This is a genomic window from Moorena sp. SIO1F2, assembly GCF_010672755.1.
Lineage (GTDB): Bacteria > Cyanobacteriota > Cyanobacteriia > Cyanobacteriales > Coleofasciculaceae > Moorena.
Genome location: NZ_JAAHFV010000035.1, coordinates 13425 through 34451, shown reverse-complemented (window position 1 = coordinate 34451; position 21027 = coordinate 13425). Strand labels below are relative to the sequence as shown.

Genomic DNA, 21027 nt, shown 5'->3' with positions numbered 1-21027 from the left:
TCCTGTCCTAAGGTTTACAACTATAGCAAGTTTTATCAAGGTATTTACAAGTACTTTAGGTTAGTAAGTTAGTATTAAAAATCTGATTAAAAATATATTAAACTTATTATCTATACCTAAAAAAAATTAACGTAATCTTAACGTAATCTTAACAAAAATTAACTATTGAAAATTAACAGTATAAACTAAGTAACTTAACTATGATGAATACTGAACAAAACCATGCTCCTATAATCCTGGTCGCAGATGATGATATCCCAACCCGGACAATGCTGTGTAAACTTATGGAAAATGAGGGATATAACGTCGAAGATGTAGGAGATGGCGAGCAGTGTCTGGCAGCTTATACTGAGCTAAAACCGGATATAGTATTGCTGGATGCTATGATGCCAGTGATGGATGGGTTTATGTGTTGCTCCCAAATGCAAAAGCTACTTAAAAATGAATCAACACCAGTATTAATGATTACTGGACTTAATGACCAAGCTTCCGTTGATTGGGCATTTCAAGTCGGAGCAACGGATTATATAACTAAACCCATCCAACCATCAGTGCTAAGGCAGCGTGTCCGTCGTCTTATCGAAGCTAATCGAGCCGAAAAAACCTTACGGGAGAGGGAGAAACAATATCGTTCTGTCGTAGAAAGTGTTAAAGAAGTGTTTTTTCAAATCGATGCCACTGGACACTGGATATTTCTCAATTCCGCCTGGACTACTTTCACTGGCTTTACTGTAGAAGAAAGTCTAGGTAAAAATTGTCTAAAATTTATTGATCCTGATGATCAGGAACGTTATCAACAATTGTGGGAGTCTCTAGTCAACGGTGAAAAGGATTCCTTTAAACATGAAATAAGATATGTTACCAAAACAGGGAAGTGCAGCTGGGGGGAGATTAATATTCAGTCAAGCTTGATAATTGATGGTGTAGTTACCGGTTTTTCTGGTATGCTACAAGACACCACTGAACTTAGAAAAGCTCAAGCTTTAGAAAAAGAGAAAATAAAATTGGAAGCGGATATCCAAGAACGAGAACGTCGCTCAGAAATCATTCGCAAATCTCTAGAGCAGGAAAAAGAACTGAGTGAACTTAAATCTCGGGTTATTAGTACGATATCTCATGAGTTTCGTACTCCACTGACGATGATTCAATCCTCTACTGAATTACTAGCTAAGTACAGTGAGAAACTGTCAGACGATAAAAAACTGAAACATTTTCAACAAATTGGATGGGCGGTTGAACACATGAACCAACTCCTGAGCAATGTGATCTTCCTAGATAAAACTGAATCAGGGGAACTTGATTGTCATCCTGAATACTTGAATCTAGATAAACTATGCCAAAAAATTATTAATAATTTACAGGTTACTTTAAATAGTGACTCTAAAATTGATTTTTCTAGTCATAGTAATTCTAGTAAAGTTAATTTAGATGAACAGCTAGTTGGACAAATTTTGACTAATATACTCTCTAATGCGGTTAAATATTCTCCCCAAGGAGGCATCATTAAGTTTGACGTATTTTGTCAGCCAGAAGAAGCTATTTTAACTATTCGGGATTCAGGGATTGGTATTCCAGCAAAAGAAAAGCAACGAGTGTTTGACTCTTTCTATCGAGCCACTAATGTTGGTGCTATAAAAGGAACAGGATTAGGTCTGGCTATTGCTAAAAAATGTGTTGAATTGCATCGGGGTAAGATTAACGTGGACAGCGAAGTTGGCGTGGGAACAAAGTTTCAAGTAATCTTGCCATATTTGGCTTAGATATAGCAATTCTACGACTTGTGAGGTACAAATATCTGGGTTTTAGGGAGCAGGGAGCAGGGAGCAGGGAGTCGGGAGTCGGGAGTCGGGAGTCGGGAGTCGGGAGTCGGGGTTGTGGAAAATGAACAAAATTACAACAATCCCCGACTTGTGAACAAGCCGGGAAAGCATATTATACCAATCCTAATGAATTGTGAGAATTTTTGTTCTCTTTTCCCTACTCCCTACTCCCTACTCCCTACTCCCTACTCCCTACTCCCTACTCCCTGTTCCCTGTTCCCTTTGGTATAGGTATTGGCATTTGGATGGGGAAAATCGTCCTCGCTTCAGCTCGGGTGAAATATGGGGCTAAACAGGTCTTGCCCTTGAGAAAAATCCCTCAACCATGAGGGTTGTAGCTGACGGGTTTACCTGCTGAAGTCCGTCATTTTTTTTTATCGGGCTTTCAGCAGGTATGAGGACTTAGGATTTGACAAATTGACGGTAATGTGATTAAAGCTCAAATTGTTGCAACAATCTTATGGGAGATTGAGTAGGAACGGGAATGTAGGGTTTGAGATGAGGTTTGATATGAGGTTTATGAGGTTTGATATGAGTTTTATGAGGTTTGATATGAGTTTTATGAGGTTTGAGATAAGTAGTATGAGCTTTTACATGAGCTTTTATATGAGCTTTTATGAGGTTTGAGATAAGTAGTATGAGGTTTGAGATAAGTAGTATGAGCTTTTATATGAGCTTTTATATGAGCTTTTATATGAGTTTTATGAGATTCAAAACTGTGAAAAATCCTAAGATAGTCATGTGTAGGGGAACCAAAGAATGTAATCAGTTCTTTTTTCCTACAATCCCTTTGTAAACAGTCAATCTAACAGGAGTTAGTTATGGTAACTTTTAAATCTGCTCATGGTGAGGAACACGAGCATATCTACGGTGCTGTTGATAAAGACGGCAAGATGTGGGGTGAAGGCTTCACTGTTCAAAAAGATCAGGCAGGGTGTTACACAATAAAATTTGAGCCTAATCAATTTGGCGCAAAGCCTGGAGTAGTCGCTTCAGTTTATGTGGATAGTATAACTAGCGTGACTAATAACCTGTCTGTTTTAGTATCTGAGGTTTCAGAGTCTAGTTTTAAATGCTACACTTTGGATACAACAGGGTGTTTGGATTATGCTCCTTTCACCTTTATTGCTTTTGGTGAAAAGAAGTAAACTGACTAGGAGAAATAGCGGTTATAGCCCTTGTGTAGCAAGGGATACAGCAGAGGAATAAAAAAAAAGATAGGTCAAATATAGTAACCCTGACCTATCTACCAAAAATAATAGCTAAAACATACCAGGAAATTCTACAAAATCAGCTGTATCACAGCAGGTATTTGTTGGTGACCTTAGTCGTTGCGAGCCTAAAACTACTCAGACAGGTCAAACTAGAAGTGTTAGCTCAAGCGCTACCGTTGCCTATTTTGTTTGAGAGTAGTCCCCCTGTCAGAGCATGAATAGCAAGTGTACAGAAACTTACTCTGAGGCTGAAATTCAATCACTGTAAGCGTTTCAAAATCGTTTTTTTAAAACGATCACGCTTATCAATTTAACTAATGGTTAATTTGTACAGTAATTGGAAGGTTTCAAGGGTTTGACAGGTCTAATTCTCAGAGGGTTTAATTGGTACGCTGATTTTATTCCTCTTCCATAACCATTGATCTTCATAGAAATGATCGAAGGATGTGATTCTTAAAATCACATCCTTCGATCATTTTTATGGAATTAGTCGTTAAAACAACGAGAATCAAGGCGTTGCGCCAGTCAAGTAATGAATAGGAGATTAGTGGGCATCCTCCCCGCGCGAACATAAGCAGGAAACTGGCAAGATGCCAGTTCTACACAAGATGCCAGTTCTACACAAGATGCCAGTTCAACGCAAGATGCCCATTCTACAGGTGCGACCCTTGGCGAATTTAACTCGCCAAGGTCAAGTGTCCACTAACCTTCAACATTCAACATTCAACCTTCAACCCTCAACCTTAAATATTCAACCTTCAACCTTAAACCTTCAACAAGCCCTTATAACTGAGGTACATACTGTGGCTTCTCAGGCACATCGGTGTACTCAGCCACAATTTGACGGAACTCTTCACCCTCAATAGTTTCTTTTTCAATCAACAGATCCACCAATCGGTCAACCGCATCTCGATTATCCCGAATGATCTCTCGTGCTTCTTGATGGCAATGTTCTATAATCTCACGAACTTGCTGATCAATCCGAGCAGCAACCTCTTCAGAGTACTCTGCCCTAGACATTAATCCCGCACCGAGAAAGACTTCTCCCTCTTGGCTTTCTAAGGACAGAGAACCTAAGTCACTCATGCCGTAGCGAGTTACCATTTGCCGTGCGATCCCAGTCAACTGCTGCAAATCACCACCGGCACCAGTAGTGACTTCAGCATGACCGAATACTTCTTCTTCGGCAGCTCGACCCCCTAAGGCTCCAGTAATCCGAGCCAAAAGCTGAGCTCTGGTAATTAAACCTTGTTCTTCACTAGGAGTAAACCAGGTTAGACCTTGAGCTTGTCCTCGGGGAATCAGGGTAACTTTCTGTACGGGGTCGTGATCCTTGACTAGGGTACCAATAATAGCGTGACCAATTTCATGATAAGCAATCAATCGCTTGTTCTTGCTATCTACCAGGGGAGTACCTTCCATCCCAGCCACTACCCGGTCAACCGCATCATTGATTTCCAGCATGGTAATCGCTTCTTTGCGACGGCGAGCAGTCAGGATAGCGGCTTCATTGAGGAGGTTGGATAAATCAGCACCAGTGAATCCAGGAGTCCGTCTTGCGATCACTTCGATGGAAATTTCTGAAGCCAGTTTTTTATCCCGAGCATGGACTTCCAAAATCTTAACCCGCCCTTTCAGGTCTGGGGGATCTACCATCACCTGGCGGTCAAAGCGTCCGGGACGTAACAGAGCTGTATCCAGCACATCCGCACGGTTAGTAGCCGCAATCACGATAATGCCGGTGTTTCCTTCAAACCCGTCCATTTCCGTCAGCAATTGGTTTAGGGTTTGCTCCCGTTCATCGTTACCACCACCAATTCCAGCTCCCCGTTGCCGTCCTACCGCATCAATTTCATCGATAAATATCAAGCAAGGGGCATTTTCCTTAGCTTTTTTGAACAAGTCACGAACCCTAGAGGCACCAACACCCACGAACATTTCCACGAATTCGGAACCAGAGATACTAAAGAAAGGCACTCCTGCTTCACCAGCGATCGCTTTTGCTAAGAGGGTTTTACCAGTTCCAGGAGGACCGACCAGCAGCACACCTTTTGGTATTCGTGCTCCGACAGCGGTAAACCGTTCCGGTTGCTTGAGGAATGTAACTACTTCTTCGAGTTCCTCTTTGGCTTCTTCGATACCGGCCACATCATCAAACAGGACCCCAGTTTTGGCTTCCATCATGAACCGCGCCCGGGATTTCCCGAAATTCATCGCTTGACCAGGACCACCATTCATGTTGCTGGAGCGACGGAATAGGAAAAATAATCCCGCAATCAAGAGAATCGGAAAAATTAAATTCCCCAGCAGTCCCCAAATTGCCCCATCATTGCGAGCGGGATGGGAAGTCAGAGCAATATTAGACTCTCTGAGCTTAGAAATCAGTTCCGGCGCACTAATGGGCAGATCTACTCGCAGCCGCTGTAAGCGGTTATCAAGATCCACATCCACAGCTTCTACAATCGCTGTGCGACCACTATCATAGAGGTCAACACTAGTGACTCTACCGGAATCAATATAGTCCAAGAAGCGGCCATAGGTCATGCGAGTACTGGCGGTATTACTACCCATATTCCCGGTAGTACTGGCAAATGTTCCCTGCCAAAAGAAAAAACCAATGACTAGGGCAGGTAATGTCCAGAGTAGGAGTATTCTCCAAGAAAATTTCATGTGTTATTCGCCTCTATTATTGGTAACGAATGCTGGTATCACCCTGTGAGGGAGGATCTGATTACAAAGCAAATCAAGATCAAATATCCATTCAATACCCTAAAACCGTTTGCCTATAGTATGTTTGTATTTTTGGTCAATACCCATGAGGGGTATTGCCACATAACTGGTGATAACACAAGTTATTGTAACGTTATTTTAACTAAATTTAACATAAATCTCATTATGTGAGCAAGGGAGTGATCGCAAGGCTTGTAATGCTGTTTCCCAGGAGGGTGGGAGGTGTGGGAGGTGTGGGGAGGGTGGGAGGTGTGGTGAGGATGGGGGAGATTTCTATGAAAAGCAGTTATCAGTTATCAGTTACACTTGGAATAGGCTTGTTGATGTCATGATCTCAATAAGGTGTTTAGGGACAGAGCTAAACAGGTAAGGCTGAGGTTGGAGCAAGATAATTATCGTTTGGTAACTAGTTACTTTGTGCTTTTGGAAGGGGCTGATGCTTTAACTTCCGTAAGATTTCGTCACCAAACTATTAATTTGCTCAATCGCCTCAAGGGTTTGGCAGGTTTGCGAGTAATTGAGGTTAGTCAAAACCTAATATGAACCATCAACCTAGAAATAATCGAACTGTGAATAGATTTCGCAATTGGTTGGGAGGGGTTTTCGCCTTTCTCATGGCAAGCGGAATAATAGGGACTGTTACTGGATGGATTCCTAATTTTATTAATTGGATTACCAATGAGGAACCAAATGTTAGCTGGACTGTTTCTCCTCTCCAAGGCGACGCACCGCTAAAAGTCATTGCAGACACAAACGCTAGTGATCCTGATGGCGATACTTTAAAAATTTCCTGGTATGTAGATGATGATTTGCAAACAGAGGGAAGTAATACAAGCCATGAATTCAATCTTAAAACACCTGGACAATATCGATTGCGTGCATTGGTAACTGATGGCCGCGTTATTAAAGCAGTTGAGCGCATTACAATCGCTACTGTGAATCGTCCAGTAATTCCCCTTGAGTCAATGGAACTAGACCGCCCATTTTCTCTAGAAGCCCCTGAAAAACTGGTAGAATTGCCAACAAAAATCATAACAAATGGCTATTCTTTGTCCTTAACAGCTTACAAATTTTCCGGTGCTGTTACCACAATCCGGGCGTTTAAAGAGGAAAAGGCTTTAAACGGAAAAAACGGTGGCAATGCTAGACCTGGTACCAATGGTCAAAATGGTGGTCAAAACCCAGGTGAAATGGGTCAAAATGGTAGTAATGGCACAAATGGCGCAATAGGTAAAGACTCTGGTTTAATTTATATTAAAGCAGAAGTTATTGATGTTCCATTAACTATTACAAACAATGCTCAACACGGAGGTAATGGTGGCATTGGAGGTAATGGTGGCGATGGAGGCAAAGGGGGCAAAGGAAAATCTTCCAAAGATGGTATAGGTATTGGTGGTGTAGGTGATTGTAAGCGAGGTCCTGGACGTGGTGGAAAGGGTGGTGTTGGAGGTGATGGCGGTAAAGGAGGTGACGCTGGAGCTGGTGGTAAAGCTGGAGGTGTAACCATAGAAGCATCAGAGGCTAAACGTCTTGAAATTGAAGCTTTAGGGGGCAAAGCAGGTCAACCAGGCGCTGGAGGTACTAAGGGGAAAGGTGGCAATGGTGGAGACGAAGGCAATGTCACAAAATACTGTAGGACCAAAGACCGATATGGTGCTAGGGGTGCTGATGGAACAGCAGGTATTAAGGGCGCAACAGCAAAGAATGGAGTCAATGGTCAAATTTCAGTTCGCATTGGCTCGAAGACTTATAAGAGGGAAAACGGCAGTCTGAGTTACCCATAAGTGTCTCGGCAAAATGTAAGCGCAGCCAGCGCTATAGAATCACCTCAAAAAAACATTAGCGCATCTGTTTCACTAAGCTCTATGGCCAACCTACACAGGTAAGGGGTCTCCCGTTATACCCGCGCATGAAGCGCGGGAGGGGAATTACCTGACGAGGTATTTTGGTGCAAGGACATAACTCTTTAACTGCTCAATCGTAACGCCACCACAAGAAGCCACAAAATAAGATCCTGTCCAGAAAACTTTTTTGTCTCCGTAGAACCGTTTCAAGTACTTAGGAAAACAGTAACGGATCAATCTACTGGTCACAGTTTTGATATTGGCTATTAGCTTGACCGGAGCAACCTTAGGATTAAGGCCAATCAGTAAGTGGATATGGTCTTGTTCTCCGTTGAATTTCACTAAATTACATTCCAATTTAATGCAAGTATCAGAGCATATTTGTTTCAACCTGACAAGATTTGATCTGATATAGATTTTCGTCTGTATTTTGTTACTAACACAACATGTACGGTAATACGCTAAACCGACCTGTTTTCTTTTGTGTAATTGCCTTTAATCTTCTGCAATAAGTGCTACAATAAACCTATGATACTCACTTACTGCTACCGAATCAAACCAAGTCCCGAGCAAATTGCCACCATGGAAAGATGGCTTGAATTGCTGCGTCGTCATTGGAACTACGCTTTAGGACAACGGCTTGATTGGCTTAATCGGACTCGTTCGCCCATTTACAGATGTAGCTTAGTCAGTGAGCCAATTGGTGAAATTCCAGAGCCGGTAACCTATTATACTCAGCAGGCCGCTCTTAAGGAAACTAAGCAGTTGTTTCCTGAGTACAAAAAAATTTACGCGGAAACTCAACAGGTCAATCTGCAAAGACTTAATAAAGCCTGGGACAGATGGAGGAGACCCGATTCCAGTGGGAACAGAGGTGGTAGACCTCGTTTTAAAAAGCCTGGAAAACTCCGATCATTCGTTTTTCCCAGAATCAACAATTCTAAAGCAGGGGCACACCTAGTTGATGGCGTCTTAAAACTAAGCAGAATTGGGTCAATACCTGTTGTAATGCATCGGCCATTACCTAAAGGTTTTGTACTCAAGCAATGCACTATAGTCAAAAAGGCTGACGGTTGGTATTGTTGCATCTCAATGAAAGACGATACCGTTCCTGAAATACTGCCTATAGATACAGTTAAATCTGCTGTCGGAATTGATGTTGGTCTAGAAAAGTTTTTGACTACATCTGACGGGGAAGCAGTGCCTATCCCTCAGTTTTACAGAAAAGCTCAAGATAAGCTTGCTCAGGCTCAAAAAGTAATCTCGCGCCGCCTTAAGGGTTCTAAGAACTGGGAAAAAGCTAAACATAAAGTGGCTTTGTTGCACCTTCACTTAACCCGTTGTCGGAAGGAATTTCATTATCAGGTTGCTCATTGGCTGTGCAATAAATACGACCTAATCGCTCATGAGAGTTTAAACATAAAAGGTCTCGCTAGAACTAGATTGGCTAAATCAATAAATGATGCAGCTTGGGGAGCATTTCTGGAAATATTACAAGCAGTGGCGGTAAAACGCGGTTTGTTAGTTCAGGAAGTAAATCCACGCGGTACAAGCATCGAATGTTTTAACTGTGGTTCTAGAGTAGAAAAAAGTTTAAGCGATCGCGTTCACTGCTGTGCTAGCTGTAACGTCAAAATCGATCGTGACTGGAACAGCGGGATTAATATTTTAAATCGTGGACTATTGGCGGTTGGACTACCGCTTAATGGCTGTGGTAAATCGGTACATGATATCGAGGAACAGCAAATTTCATTCGTGAGATTGAGAAGCCCACATCATAATCTTTGATTTGATGTGGGAGTAGTCACAAGAAACAGACGCGCTAGTTTTATCTAAATCCTCCAAAAGGAGGATTTACTTTATACCAGCCGTAACCTATTAGGTTTTTACTAGTAGGTTTCTACGTGCCAGCGATGTGCTTTCTTCATTTGCTGTCGGTATGTAGTCCAATCTACATCCTCCTTAGCCGCTGCAGCGGTCAAAGCCTCATCAATACCACCTTCCATACCTTTTAATCCGCAGATGTAGGTATGGGTGTTTGGTTCCTGCATCAGCTTCCACAACTCGTCAGCATGTTCGGCCACCCTGTGCTGGATATACATTTTGCCCCCTTCAGAATTCTTCTGCTCACGGCTAATGGCATAGGTGAGGCGGAAGTTATCTGGGTTATTCTGCTGCATTGCTTCTAAATCATCTTTGTAGAGGATGTTAGGGGTAGTAGAAATACCAAAGATCAGCCAAGCCAAGCCCTTGAACTTGTAATCTTCGTGCTGCTCCTTAAACATCCGCCATAGGAAAGCGCGGAATGGTGCAATACCAGTGCCCGTTGCCATCATGATGATATTGGCATTGGGGTCTGATGGCAGCAACATCTCCTTACCCACCGGTCCAGTGATTTTGACATCATCCCCTGGATTCATAGTGCAAAGGAAAGTAGAGCAGACACCGTTTACGGTCTCCCCAGTTTCAGGATGTTTGTACTGCAGCTGTCTGACACACAGGGATACTGTCTTATCATCCAGGTCATCGCCGTGACGAGTAGAAGCAATGGAGTACAGACGAAGCTTGTGGGGTTTGCCTTTGTCATCAGTACCATCGGGAATAATCCCAATACTTTGACCTTCGAGATAGCGCAGCTCACTTCCAGAAAGGTCAAATTTGAGGTGACGGCAATTACCAATACCCCCTTCCCGGACTAGTTGTTCGTTTGATATACACTTACCAATGAAGGGGTTTTTGGGTCGATAGGTATTGACAGGGATACCATCTTTTGCCTTTTTGGCTTTTGCTTGAGTCATAGGCTTAGTTGTGTTTTCTGACTGGGTTGGTTGTGTTTGGGCCACTGACCCATTAGCAGCACTACTGGATAAAGGTTTAATGCTGACAATCTTCCCTCCCATGCGAGCAATCCGCTGCATTTCCTGCTTCATGCGGTTATAGGGCACCGTCAACAAAACGGTGCCACTCTGGCGAATCGGTCCATTTTGACGAAGACCGACTACCTCATAAACGTAAGTGCGACTACCAAATTCTGTAACAGTGCTGGAATTAGTAGACTCGCTAGGACTATACATTGCTTCTATTGCTCCAAACCAAACTGACTATGTATTGCTAACTATGTATTGCTAAGACTTGCCTTGGCACCACAAACAGACTCACGGTCCGATGGGTGAGCGGCTAGTAATAACCCCGAATAATGCCTTATTAGCGTAACATTGTAAAGCTATGCCCAGTAATGTTTTTGGTTTATCAGGGAGAGAATTAGTGTAGAGGCACTGCTAGGCACTACTCTCAAGTTACATGATGAGTAACTCAAAAACTGTAAATCCTGACTCAATTTAATTTTTTCTTTAAAAAATGCCCAACAAACCTTAGCATAAGTACTAAGCGAGGTAATGCTACTGACAATCAGCCTTGTATAAGCAATCTGGTTTTGGTAAAATCCACTATGAGCAGCTAGTAGTAAATACTTAAGCAGAGCTTGGCTTTGGTCTTCCTTAGTGGTTAGTACTTAAGCGAGTGGATTTATGGTGGCATGTTATCAAGCACCACTATAAGCGTGTGTCAGATTGCTCCCAGGCTTGGGCTTTGGCTTACTGAAAACTGATTTGAGAATATGTTTTACGTTAGAGGGAAGATATGACCACAGATCTGGAGAGGGTGGTAGTTATAGGAGTTGCTGGAGACTCAGGATGCGGTAAATCAACGTTTCTGAAGCGTTTGACCGATCTATTTGGCAAGGAGTTCATGACGGTGATTTGTCTGGATGACTATCACAGTCTGGATCGCAAACAGCGCAAAGAAAAAAAAGTTACTGCCCTTAATCCTAAGGCCAATAACTTTGACTTGATGTATGAGCAAATCAAAACGCTCAAAGAAGGTGGGGTCATAGACAAACCTATCTACAACCATGAGACCGGTGAAATTGATCCACCAGAGCGGGTTGAGCCTAATAAAGTCATAGTCATTGAAGGTCTGCACCCTCTTTATGATGAGCGGGTGCGTGAGCTGGTTGACTTCGGCGTTTACCTAGACATTAGCGATGAAGTCAAAATCCAATGGAAAATCCAGCGGGATATGGCAGAACGGGGCCATCGTTATGAGGATATCCTAGCGTCCATTGAAGCTAGACGTCCAGACTTTGAAGCTTACATTGAAGTCCAGAAGCAATACGCTGATGTGGTCATTCAAATCTTTCCCACCCAGCTGCTTCAGGGAGAGGCAGCTAAGGAAAGCAATCTACTGCGGGTGCGCCTAGTTCAGAAGGAAGGGGTGGAAAACTTCGACCCAGTTTATCTGTTTGATGAAGGGTCAACCATCGACTGGAGACCTTGTGGTCGGAAGCTAACCTGTGCTTATCCTGGTCTGAAAATGTACTATGGGCCAGACAGCTACATGGGTAACGAAGTCTCTGTACTAGAGGTAGATGGTCAGTTTGATAACCTAAACGAGATGATTTACATCGAAAGTCACCTCAGCAATACCTCAACCAAGTACGATGGAGAGATGACCGAGTTATTGCTCAAGCACACCGATTATCCTGGCTCTAACAACGGTTCTGGGTTGTTCCAGGTTCTGGTTGGTCTGAAGATGCGGTCAACTTATGAAACCTTGATATCCGCTCCAGCCAAAGTAGCAGCCAAGGTGTAGTATGGTCTACAGGAGCTGATGGAAACAATGTTTGCGTGACTCCAATTCCATCAGCTTCCTCAGAGGGAACAAACCGAATCAGAGCATAAGATTGGCATGGTATCGGATAGAGTTATAAAGATTTGGATAGCTAGCGTTTTGGTGTTTTTTGTGATGGTGGAAATCTACCAGTGGGTTAGACACGTAACTCTACCACTACCAGTGTTTATCTTAGCAGGAGCCTTATTAGCGATCGCTTCTAACTATGGCAAGCATCCAGGCTGGATTTTTCGCCAGCCTTCTTTCCCATCTGATTCATCTAATCCCAATCCAAGCCAAGACAGCCAAGACCAAGACCTTACCAATACTGCTAACTTAAACCCTACAAAGCAGTCCTTATTTCCTACCTTGCCTATCCCACAAAAATCAATTTCTTTTATTATCAATCGTCCTTTTAAAAAAAAGGATGAGTGAAGAATTCATCTAAGCATTCAGCAGTTAGCTGTCAGCAGGGAACAGGGAGCAGGGAGCAGGGAGCAGGGAGTAGGGAACAGGAAACAAACATTCTCTTAATTGATTTAAGATTGCTGCTATAGCTGATAGCTGATAGCTTACATTAACCGTTCATATTCCGCTTCATTTGCTCCAACTCTTCATCCATTTCCCAGCTTTGAAACTGTTGCTCTAAAGGGTCTACACCAGAAGGAATATTGTATTGGTTACTGTTGGTAGTCTGATTCCAGGCAAATGTCTGGGAGTTCCCCTTCGGCTGAGCACTTGCGCGAGCTGCTGCTGTATCTCTAGCTTTAGCCTGCACTTCAGCCCGACGGTTTTTAATCTGTTCTTGGAGTTCCTTGGCTTTAGTAATGCGCTGTTTAACTCCTTCCATCTGGCCCCAAAGCTGATTGCCTTGACGTAACAGAGCTGCTTCTCGCTCTTGAGCTGCTTGAGCCCAATCAAATCTGTTGTGGGACTTAGCCTTTTTAATACGCTCATGCCAACGTTGAATGTCTTTGGCAACGGCGAGAATTTGGTCTTGCAACCGCTTTTCCTGTTGCTGTAAGTCAATAATTAGTCGCAGTGTGTCTTTTTCTTGCTCCCGTAACTGCTCCTCTAGTGCCTGTAGCTCTAGATGAGGATTGTTGCGGAGAAATTCTTCTAGACGACTTTCTAGAAATCGATTCAGGTCTTCAAATAGTCCCACTGCACTACTATCCTATATCCTATTAGTAATATATCTTGGACTCTGTTATCTATGTTATGCAAAAATCTAAAGATTTACCTAATAATTGTAAAAAATATTTACATGTAAATATTTTTTACATAATTTGCTTGACATAGGAAACTTCAGAAAATTACAATTTGGTCGTAGGCTTTTTTGTAAAATATTAAATTTGGAAAAAACCACATGAAAACTTTACTCAAAGTTTGTCAAACTCTGGTAATTACTCTCGTAATATCGGTAACTCTATTGGGAAATCCTTGGATGGCATCCCCAGCAGCAGCCCAGTGTGATACACCTTATGTACCTCTTCTACGGGAAAATGGCTTCGTGCATCGGGTAAATGTTCCGGATCTGGATGAGGCCACATTTTTTTATGGTAAAACCCTTGGTCTGTCATGCAATCCAACATTTTACGCGCCTCCATTTTGGGCTGAATTTTATTCCAAAGAAGATCCAAAAACAAGTATAGGACTTTCTGCCAATCCCTACGAACCATTTCAACCAAGGACAGTTGGGACACTGGTTGTACCTGACATTGGTAAAGCTTGTACAAACCTTAAGGAAAATGGAATTCCTATTGAGGACAGTGAATATGCTGGCAGTGGTGTATGCTTGGCTTTTTTCAGAGACCCTTATGGAAATGAGTTGGCTTATCGTCAAGAGCAATGGTTTGATTCCTATCCAAAGAGAGATTGTTATTTTATCACTCACACAGAATGTTCTCCTGGATTCTAGATGAATTTTCAAAGAGTAAATATTACAGCTAAAAACCCCTTCGCCTTGGATTGTAGAGTTTTTTCAGTTTCAGTAATTTTTTACTCTACTGTCAATTAATTAACTGTTTGAAAGTTGTAATTAGGCTAGTAGTTTTACTGTAGTCCCAGAGATATATTTCGTGGGCTATAGCAAAACTACTAGCAAATATTTTTTTATTACTAATTTAGTACTACCTGAACCAGAAACACATCGCCATATTTAATACTAGTTAATTTAAAACCGGCCATTGGGCTTTGTGCGATCGCACAAATTGGGTATGCGATCGCAAACATAATATAACCCACTACAAAATACCATTGGCAATTGGCAACCGAGCCATCCTGTTGTTAATTTTGGCAGAGGGTGAGGGCTGTTTTTTTGGAGTAGATACAGGGATTTATCACCCGTATTTCATCTAACTAAAAATGTTGTCCAACGTAAATTGAACGAACTTCACCATTGCGTCGAATCACTGCTTCCTGATTATCTACAGACACTAGAGTCCAACCGCTATTACCAATGGCTTCCCCCAGCTTAATCCGTTGGGTAACACCATCAATTTTAAACAAAGCAGCAGATTGCTCTCCTAGCTCCAGTAATCCTACCAAGGTATGTTTGATAGCAGGTGATGTTCGTGGGGGAGGTGGGGGGGCAGGGAGTCGGTCAAGAGTAGCAGTGGGCAGGGGGTCTGGGATTGGTGGTGGCGGTAATTCTACAATAGTTGGTGGCGGTGGTTCTAGAACATTTGGTGGCGGTGGTTCTATAGCAGTTGCTGACGGAGGTTTCGGGATTGGTGATGGGGATGGTGTAAGTTCAGGGGTGGTAGGAGGGGATGGTTTAACTGGCGCTGATGGCGCTGAGGATGCTATGGCAGGATCAGGGGTTGGAAGCTTTTCAATTGGAATATAATAAACTCGTTCTAAGACACGTTCTTTGACAGCAGTTGGTGGTGCAGTTGCTGCTGAGTTACGAGCTACCGGAGGATTGGCAAGGGTGGGGTCTGGTAATGATTGGGCGATCACAGTCTTTTTGATAGCTTGTGCTTTGCGGTCAATCACTTCTAGCGATCGCAACATATAGTTAATAAACTGGGCATCAGGTTCTGATACTTTGCCTTGTTGAACTGATACTAAAGCCACTAAGTTGTTCAACCATGACCAAGTTAGCTTTCCTTGGCTAGTCAGCCACATTATTGTGATTGCTGATAGGGAAAGTAAGGCTAAAGTCCATAGGAGCTTGTCTAAAAACCGACCAGAGTTATCCGCGACAGTACTAGAGTTAGTATCTGCCGTTGTGGTTTGCAACTCACTTGATGTGGTTTCGGCTAACTCCTGGGTTGAGGGGAGTGGCGATTCCAGAAAGGGAATAATTGCCGCTGATATGGGAATTTTCTGGATTGCTATCGGTTCCAAGGAGACATAGTCTGGCTCAGGGGGTTCTGTCGGCAACTCGCAGCCGTTTTCAATCATTTGGTACAGATCCCCAAATAAATCATCCATTAACCTATCGGCTTCAGCATCGACCGACCATGGCTGAATGGGAAGGGGAGGGTTCAACCGCTCTGTTGATTTTTCTTTGGTAATCACATCCTGAGACATCGATGGTATCTCTCGTTACTATGACTTTGACTATATACTTCAGAAGATTATCTAGGGATCTCTAACAGATTACCCTGAGATTAGGGAGCCACAACAGCGCTGAACTTTCGTTCCCGTACCTCTAGATATACCAGCAACGCATTGATATCTGCTGGATTAACCCCACCAACTCTAGATGCCTGACCAATAGTCATAGGTTTGACTTGGCTAAGCTTTTCACGAGACTCTTTGGATAGAGTTTCAATAGCAGCATAATCCAAATCTGGTGGTAACTGCCGATTAGCTTGCCGAGAAACTTGGTCAATTTGGTTTTGCTGACGCTTAAGATAACCTTGATATTTTAGATCAATTTCTGCTCCTTCTCGTTCCGACTGATTCAGGTTAGGGTCACCCAGTCCATATTGGTCTAGATTGACATAGTGGAAACCAGGACGACGTAGTAACTCAGCTAAGGTAATCGAGCCTTTGATCTTTTGCTGGGTATCGGATGCGATCGCAATTCCGATTTGATCATGTGCCTTAATCCGCACTGACTGGAGTCGGGTTTTTTCTGTAGTAATGTTGGCCTGTTTTTGTTGATACAGCTGCCACCTACGGTCATCAATCAAACCCAGTTTCCGTCCTAAAGGAGTCATACGGCGGTCAGCGTTATCGGAACGCAATAGTAACCGATACTCCGAACGGCTAGTCAGCATTCGGTAAGGTTCCCGCAGGTCTTTGGTACACAAATCGTCAATTAATGTACCCATATAGCTTTCTTCCCTAGGAAACACCACCATTTCCTGATGGCGGACATAGCGCACTGCATTAATTCCCGCCACAATCCCTTGAGCTGCTGCTTCCTCGTAGCCAGTGGTACCATTAATTTGTCCAGCGCAGAACAATCCCTCAATTGTCTTAGTCATCAGTGTCGGATAACACTGAGTTGCCGGTAAATAATCATACTCAACCGCATAAGCAGGACGCAGCATAGCGCAATTTTCTAATCCCGGAAGAGTTTGCAATAGCTGCAACTGCAAATTCTCTGGTAATCCAGTAGAAAATCCCTGGATATAGAGTTCTGGAATATCTCGTCCTTCTGGTTCAATAAAAATCTGGTGGCTTTCCTTATCAGCAAAGCGCACAATTTTATCTTCAATACTAGGGCAGTAGCGGGGTCCTTTAGCATCCACCCAGCCTCCATAGATGGGGGACAGATGAAGATTGTCCCGAATCAACCGATGAGTCTCAGAAGTCGTGCGGGTCAGATAACAATACATCTGCTCTCGTTCCACCCACACATCTGGGTCAAAGCTAAACCAGCGCACCTTCTCATCCCCTGGTTGAGGTTCCAAGTTGCTGTAATCCACGGAGCGCTTATCTACCCGTGCGGGAGTTCCCGTCTTGAGTCGTCCCGTTTCAAAGCCTAAGCGGTTAAGGGTTTCCGTCAAGCCAATTGCCGCAAATTCCCCAGCCCGTCCTGCTGACATCGACTTGTTTCCCACCCAGATCCGTCCACCCAGGAAAGTGCCTGTTGTCAAGATTACTGCCGATGCTCTCAAAGCTACACCGAAGTAAGTCTGGACACCTATCACCTCATCATTAGCCCCCAGCACCAAATCCGTGACCATGGCTTCCCGGAGAGTCAAGTTTTCTTGATTTTCTACAATCTCCTTCATCACAGCCGCATATTCTCGCTTATCCGTCTGCGCTCGCAAAGCCCAAACCGCTGGTCCCCGTGAACAGTTAAGTACCCGCTTTTGCAGGTAGGTACGGTCAGCCATTTTGCCAATTTCTCCACCCAAAGCATCTACCTCATGGGTGAGTTGAGACTTGGCCGGTGCTCCCACTGCTGGGTTACAGGGTTGCCAAGCAATTTTGTCTAGGTTGAGGGTAAGTAGGATAGTACGACAGCCCAACCGTGCTGAAGCTAGGGCGGCTTCACAACCAGCGTGTCCCGCGCCAACTACAATCACATCAAAGGCATCTTGGAAATCTACTTGGGAATGCATGGGTCTAAGGAAGGATCAGAAATCAAAGGTGAGGAATTTCATACCATAAAATGGTTCATTTTTTATAGTTTAATTTAAAAATTAAGGGTTTGGTTTGATAGTTTACTGTCTACTAGCCTTCAATCGTCAACCCTCAACCGTCAACAACCAACTATTAGTTAACCCTTTCAACCCCAGTTACCCTTCAGTGAGAATTTTTGGCACTTTGAAGAAATCACCATCCTGCTCAGGAGCTTCCCTGAACATACAATCCCTGTCAGTATAGGGTTTGAGAGTATCCAGTCGAGTCACGTTACTAATATCAATCGCCCGTGTAGTCGGCGGCACATCCTCAGTATCTAATTCACTCAGCTGTTGAAAATATTCGAAAATACTGCTCATCTGAGCTGCAAATTTCTCCTCTTCCTCTGCTTTCAGTTCTAAACGAGCAAGATTGGCAACTTTTTGGACTTGTTCGCGGTCAATCATAATTTAGTTATATTATATTCTTGGTTACTAATGAACTCCTCAACACTCAACAGTAAAGGCTTAGCCCAAATCAAAGACTATCAAGACTATCAAGTTTATTAACTAGAAGCTAGCCGCTAGAAGTAAACATCAATCGTAGAACGACCTGTAGTTTTCAGCCAGTTTTGGGCTTCAATGTAGTTATTAGGAGCAAGGCGAATAGCTCGTTTCCAATAATCAGCCGCTTTGTCATACAAAGCTTCTGCCCCCTCACTATCCCCAGCTTCCTTAGACTGTTCACCTTGGTAATGGTAAATTACGGCTACATTATTAAGGGCCTGAGGCATACGGGGGTTGATATCAAGGGCCTGATGATAGAGTTCTAAAGCACGCTCATGCTCACCATTACTCGCTTGAATCAGCCCCATGTTGTAGATAATAAAGCTGCGGTCGTTGGGGTCTTCCTCCAGTTCCAAGGCTTTTTTGTAATTATCCATAGCTTCAGCATATTCCCCATCCGCTTGAGCTGACATACCATCTCGGTAATAGACAAAAGCTTCCTTGGCTTGCTTATTAGTAGGCAGAATCTTTAAGAGGATGTCTGCCATCACCGTAAAGGTTTTATCGATAAAGTTATCGTTGCGTTGAGTGCGTGGCATAGTTGCGTGGGTCTATAGTCTTCACCTTGTAGATAATCCTATCTCGTGATGTGAGCATTTAGCTATGAACCTATCAGCAGTTAGCTCGACAATCCAGGAAAACTTAAGCATTGGGCTGACTGCTGCAAGTCATGACTTATCCTGAACACCCCTCAATCAGGTGATATAGCTTGTAGTGCTATAGCTCAAGTAATGCCTGTGTTACCTAGAGCGTCAACTGACTTACTGTTCTATAACTTGATTATTCTTTAGCATATCTGGTTATATATGTCAATAAAGATATTTGTTAAAATCTCAGTAAAATCACTTAGAATAAAAGCATGGTAGATGAACCCTGATAATTACCCCCGGAGCTGAAGTTTCCGGGGTTTTCTGTATTGCCTATAGTTCCCACACTAATCCGATCGGAGCTAGATCAGGGTTTTGTAGATTCCTCTGGATCAATTAGTGAGTCACTTTTCCGGATATGCGTGAAATCACCGAGAAAAGAGAAATGGTAGATGCACCCTGATAGTTACTCCCCGAAGCTCACGGTTCGGGGGTTTTATTTAGTACCGATATTCTGCATTTCTTATTTTAAGTATAAATACTCGGGATTGGCCAATGAGGTACAGTCTTCTTTGACGCTCATTCCCTCAATCGATTCTCTGCCTAACCCACTGTCTTGATGCAGTCGCTCATGGGGGGAACCCCCAAGACCGCGCTGCATCGCTTCCGAAAAGCCCTTAAAGCAGCACTTGAACCTTGAGTCAAACTCATTTGGACAAACTGCTCAACCCCTTCAATAATGGGAAAATTAGGAAAAGTAGGACTCAAAGAAGACTCAACATAGCTACCCCCCTTACCTGCTTGGAGTACATTGATTTTTAAACTTCCCTTAGAAAACTGCCATAACTCAGGCACTCCCAAAGCTTCATAAGCACTCAGTTGTGTTTTGGAAGTAACATCAACCTCAATGGCTATATCGGGAGGTGGATCACTACTTAAATCTAATCTCCTTTTGCCAATCATTAAACGATAATTTTGAATATAAAAACAATTATCCGGCTCGATTCCTGCTGCCATATCCTTCCGCTTGAAAGTAGTTGAGCCGTAACATTCGCGATTGACTTCCAATTCTTCTAGTAAAATTTTAACCATATCACCAATAATTTCTTTATCAAACTCATGTTCTGGCAATGGCATTCTAATTTCTAATTGATTTTGATAGTAAGCTACTCTATTAGCTCTTTTTTCACCGAGTTCTTCCAAAATCTCCTCGAACTTTGACCAGCTTACATCAGTCAAAAGAATCCGCTGTCCTGGAGGAACACTTAACTGCCTGAGCTGTAATGTTACCATTGAGCATTACCTTCCGATTAACCTGCTTCTGTCTTGGTGCGCGTTTGGTGTGGGCGTTGGAACCTCGCGCCTTGTCGCACCGCTATTTTATGGCAATCGCCCCTTGGAAGCTGTGAGAGTGCGATTGACCGTAGGTCACGCTACGCGAACGCCAATCAATTAACCCACCCTACGTGCTTCAAGCTGTAATATACAATAACACATCAAGGAGTAGTCCTATGGGTCAATTGATAATTGATAATTAATACAGCTTTCGAGGAACGGTCTTGCCGCCAGTCGTCAATCATCCCCTGCTAAACCTTCCGGATACTGAAGAAGTAACTCAGAAGAAAGAAATGGTAGATGCACCCTAATAATTACCCCCGAAGCTCACGGTTCGGGGGTTTTCTTTGTAGGTGCGCTTTCCGCATCTAATTATTAAATTCGCCACGGGTCGCACCTGTAGATGCTGCCATAAACCATAACTTGGCCGTCAGCTAAAAGTAAAGTTTTATCTAGGTTTTATCTAGGTTTAGTGATCATATAGAATTTTAAGCCATACCTTAGCTTCCGGATCTTGGTAACATCAATCAGAAGAAAGAAATGGTAGATGCACCCTAATAATTACCCCCGAAGCTCACGGTTCGGGGGATTTTTTTTGGTAGATGTTGCCATCAGCGCCTTAGCTGGCTGTTGGCTTTGAGCAAATTTATCCCGTGGGTTTTGTTATTGATTGACTAGTAAATTTACTAGTAATCCTTCCGGATATCAATCCCATCAATCAGAAGAAATAA

Annotated in this window: 21 protein-coding genes; 10 read left to right on the top strand and 11 right to left on the bottom strand. The window is 43.2% G+C overall.

Annotated features, from left to right (window positions below):
* Positions 1 to 200: 200 nt before the first annotated feature.
* On the top strand, positions 201 to 1760 hold the full coding sequence (locus F6J94_RS07215; protein ID WP_293038611.1) for an ATP-binding protein: 1560 nt from the start codon (positions 201 to 203) through the stop codon (positions 1758 to 1760).
* A 42-nt stretch (positions 1761 to 1802) separates the two neighbouring features.
* Here F6J94_RS07215 and F6J94_RS07210 read toward each other — a convergent pair whose 3' ends face one another.
* Positions 1803 to 1931: a hypothetical protein gene (locus tag F6J94_RS07210; protein ID WP_293038605.1), complete on the bottom strand. Its 129-nt coding sequence runs from the start codon at positions 1929 to 1931 to the stop codon at positions 1803 to 1805.
* A gap of 32 nt (positions 1932 to 1963) precedes the next feature.
* Here F6J94_RS07210 and F6J94_RS07205 point away from each other — a divergent pair, with 32 nt between their 5' ends.
* The 3 genes from F6J94_RS07205 (at position 1964) to F6J94_RS07195 (ending at position 3900) form a co-directional block, all read left to right on the top strand.
* On the top strand, positions 1964 to 2149 hold the full coding sequence (locus F6J94_RS07205; protein ID WP_293038602.1) for a hypothetical protein: 186 nt from the start codon (positions 1964 to 1966) through the stop codon (positions 2147 to 2149).
* A gap of 492 nt (positions 2150 to 2641) precedes the next feature.
* A complete protein-coding gene (locus tag F6J94_RS07200) occupies positions 2642 to 2968 on the top strand; it encodes a hypothetical protein (protein WP_293038599.1) in 327 nt (108 codons plus the stop codon).
* Between the two features lie 656 nt (positions 2969 to 3624).
* Positions 3625 to 3900 carry a hypothetical protein gene (locus F6J94_RS07195; RefSeq protein WP_293038596.1) on the top strand — a complete coding sequence of 92 codons (276 nt, stop codon included), beginning with the start codon at positions 3625 to 3627 and terminating at the stop codon, positions 3898 to 3900.
* Here F6J94_RS07195 and ftsH2 read toward each other — a convergent pair.
* Positions 3818 to 5704, bottom strand: coding sequence for an ATP-dependent zinc metalloprotease FtsH2 (gene ftsH2 / locus F6J94_RS07190; protein WP_293038593.1), 1887 nt, complete (start codon positions 5702 to 5704; stop codon positions 3818 to 3820). The two genes, F6J94_RS07195 and ftsH2, sit on opposite strands and share 83 nt — an antisense overlap.
* Before the next feature lie 402 nt (positions 5705 to 6106).
* On the opposite strand from ftsH2, the gene F6J94_RS07185 reads away from it, so the two are divergent.
* Positions 6107 to 6307 (top strand): hypothetical protein, encoded by a 201-nt coding sequence (locus tag F6J94_RS07185; protein WP_293038590.1) that lies wholly within the window; start codon positions 6107 to 6109, stop codon positions 6305 to 6307.
* 26 nt (positions 6308 to 6333) lie between these two features.
* Positions 6334 to 7548, top strand: a complete 1215-nt coding sequence (locus F6J94_RS07180; RefSeq protein WP_293038587.1) for a PKD domain-containing protein — start codon at positions 6334 to 6336, stop codon at positions 7546 to 7548.
* Positions 7549 to 7692: 144 nt separating this feature from the next.
* Here the strand turns inward: F6J94_RS07180 and tnpA are convergent, their stop codons facing one another.
* Entirely contained in the window at positions 7693 to 7998 is a 306-nt protein-coding gene (gene tnpA / locus F6J94_RS07175) for an IS200/IS605 family transposase (protein ID WP_293038584.1), read from the bottom strand.
* Between the two features lie 138 nt (positions 7999 to 8136).
* Here tnpA and F6J94_RS07170 point away from each other — a divergent pair, with 138 nt between their 5' ends.
* A complete protein-coding gene (locus F6J94_RS07170; protein WP_293038581.1) occupies positions 8137 to 9396 on the top strand; it encodes a transposase in 1260 nt (419 codons plus the stop codon).
* Between the two features lie 101 nt (positions 9397 to 9497).
* Here the strand turns inward: F6J94_RS07170 and petH are convergent, their stop codons facing one another.
* Positions 9498 to 10682: a ferredoxin--NADP reductase gene (petH, locus tag F6J94_RS07165; RefSeq protein ID WP_293038578.1), complete on the bottom strand. Its 1185-nt coding sequence runs from the start codon at positions 10680 to 10682 to the stop codon at positions 9498 to 9500.
* Positions 10683 to 11247: 565 nt separating this feature from the next.
* Between petH and F6J94_RS07160 the strand changes: the two genes are divergently transcribed.
* Together F6J94_RS07160 and F6J94_RS07155 are read left to right on the top strand one after the other, a co-directional pair.
* A complete protein-coding gene (locus F6J94_RS07160; RefSeq protein ID WP_293021906.1) occupies positions 11248 to 12258 on the top strand; it encodes a phosphoribulokinase in 1011 nt (336 codons plus the stop codon).
* Positions 12259 to 12354: 96 nt separating this feature from the next.
* Complete coding sequence (locus tag F6J94_RS07155) at positions 12355 to 12711, top strand: hypothetical protein (protein WP_293038575.1); 357 nt, start codon at positions 12355 to 12357, stop codon at positions 12709 to 12711.
* 142 nt (positions 12712 to 12853) lie between these two features.
* On the opposite strand, the gene F6J94_RS07150 is transcribed toward F6J94_RS07155, so the two are convergent.
* Positions 12854 to 13441 carry a TIGR04376 family protein gene (locus F6J94_RS07150; protein ID WP_293038572.1) on the bottom strand — a complete coding sequence of 196 codons (588 nt, stop codon included), beginning with the start codon at positions 13439 to 13441 and terminating at the stop codon, positions 12854 to 12856.
* Between the two features lie 204 nt (positions 13442 to 13645).
* Here F6J94_RS07150 and F6J94_RS07145 point away from each other — a divergent pair, with 204 nt between their 5' ends.
* A complete protein-coding gene (locus F6J94_RS07145) occupies positions 13646 to 14197 on the top strand; it encodes a VOC family protein (protein WP_293038569.1) in 552 nt (183 codons plus the stop codon).
* A gap of 200 nt (positions 14198 to 14397) precedes the next feature.
* Here F6J94_RS07145 and F6J94_RS07140 read toward each other — a convergent pair whose 3' ends face one another.
* From F6J94_RS07140 to F6J94_RS07115, 6 genes are all read right to left on the bottom strand, one after another.
* Positions 14398 to 14523, bottom strand: coding sequence for a hypothetical protein (locus F6J94_RS07140; RefSeq protein WP_293038566.1), 126 nt, complete (start codon positions 14521 to 14523; stop codon positions 14398 to 14400).
* 114 nt (positions 14524 to 14637) lie between these two features.
* Entirely contained in the window at positions 14638 to 15816 is a 1179-nt protein-coding gene (locus tag F6J94_RS07135; RefSeq protein WP_293038561.1) for a hypothetical protein, read from the bottom strand.
* 80 nt (positions 15817 to 15896) lie between these two features.
* Positions 15897 to 17807: a tRNA uridine-5-carboxymethylaminomethyl(34) synthesis enzyme MnmG gene (gene mnmG, locus F6J94_RS07130; protein WP_293038558.1), complete on the bottom strand. Its 1911-nt coding sequence runs from the start codon at positions 17805 to 17807 to the stop codon at positions 15897 to 15899.
* Between the two features lie 177 nt (positions 17808 to 17984).
* Positions 17985 to 18275 carry an Asp-tRNA(Asn)/Glu-tRNA(Gln) amidotransferase subunit GatC gene (gatC, locus tag F6J94_RS07125; protein ID WP_293038553.1) on the bottom strand — a complete coding sequence of 97 codons (291 nt, stop codon included), beginning with the start codon at positions 18273 to 18275 and terminating at the stop codon, positions 17985 to 17987.
* A gap of 116 nt (positions 18276 to 18391) precedes the next feature.
* Positions 18392 to 18913: a photosystem I assembly protein Ycf3 gene (locus F6J94_RS07120; protein WP_293021894.1), complete on the bottom strand. Its 522-nt coding sequence runs from the start codon at positions 18911 to 18913 to the stop codon at positions 18392 to 18394.
* A gap of 651 nt (positions 18914 to 19564) precedes the next feature.
* Positions 19565 to 20254, bottom strand: coding sequence for a Uma2 family endonuclease (locus F6J94_RS07115; protein WP_293038549.1), 690 nt, complete (start codon positions 20252 to 20254; stop codon positions 19565 to 19567).
* Positions 20255 to 21027: the final 773 nt, after the last annotated feature.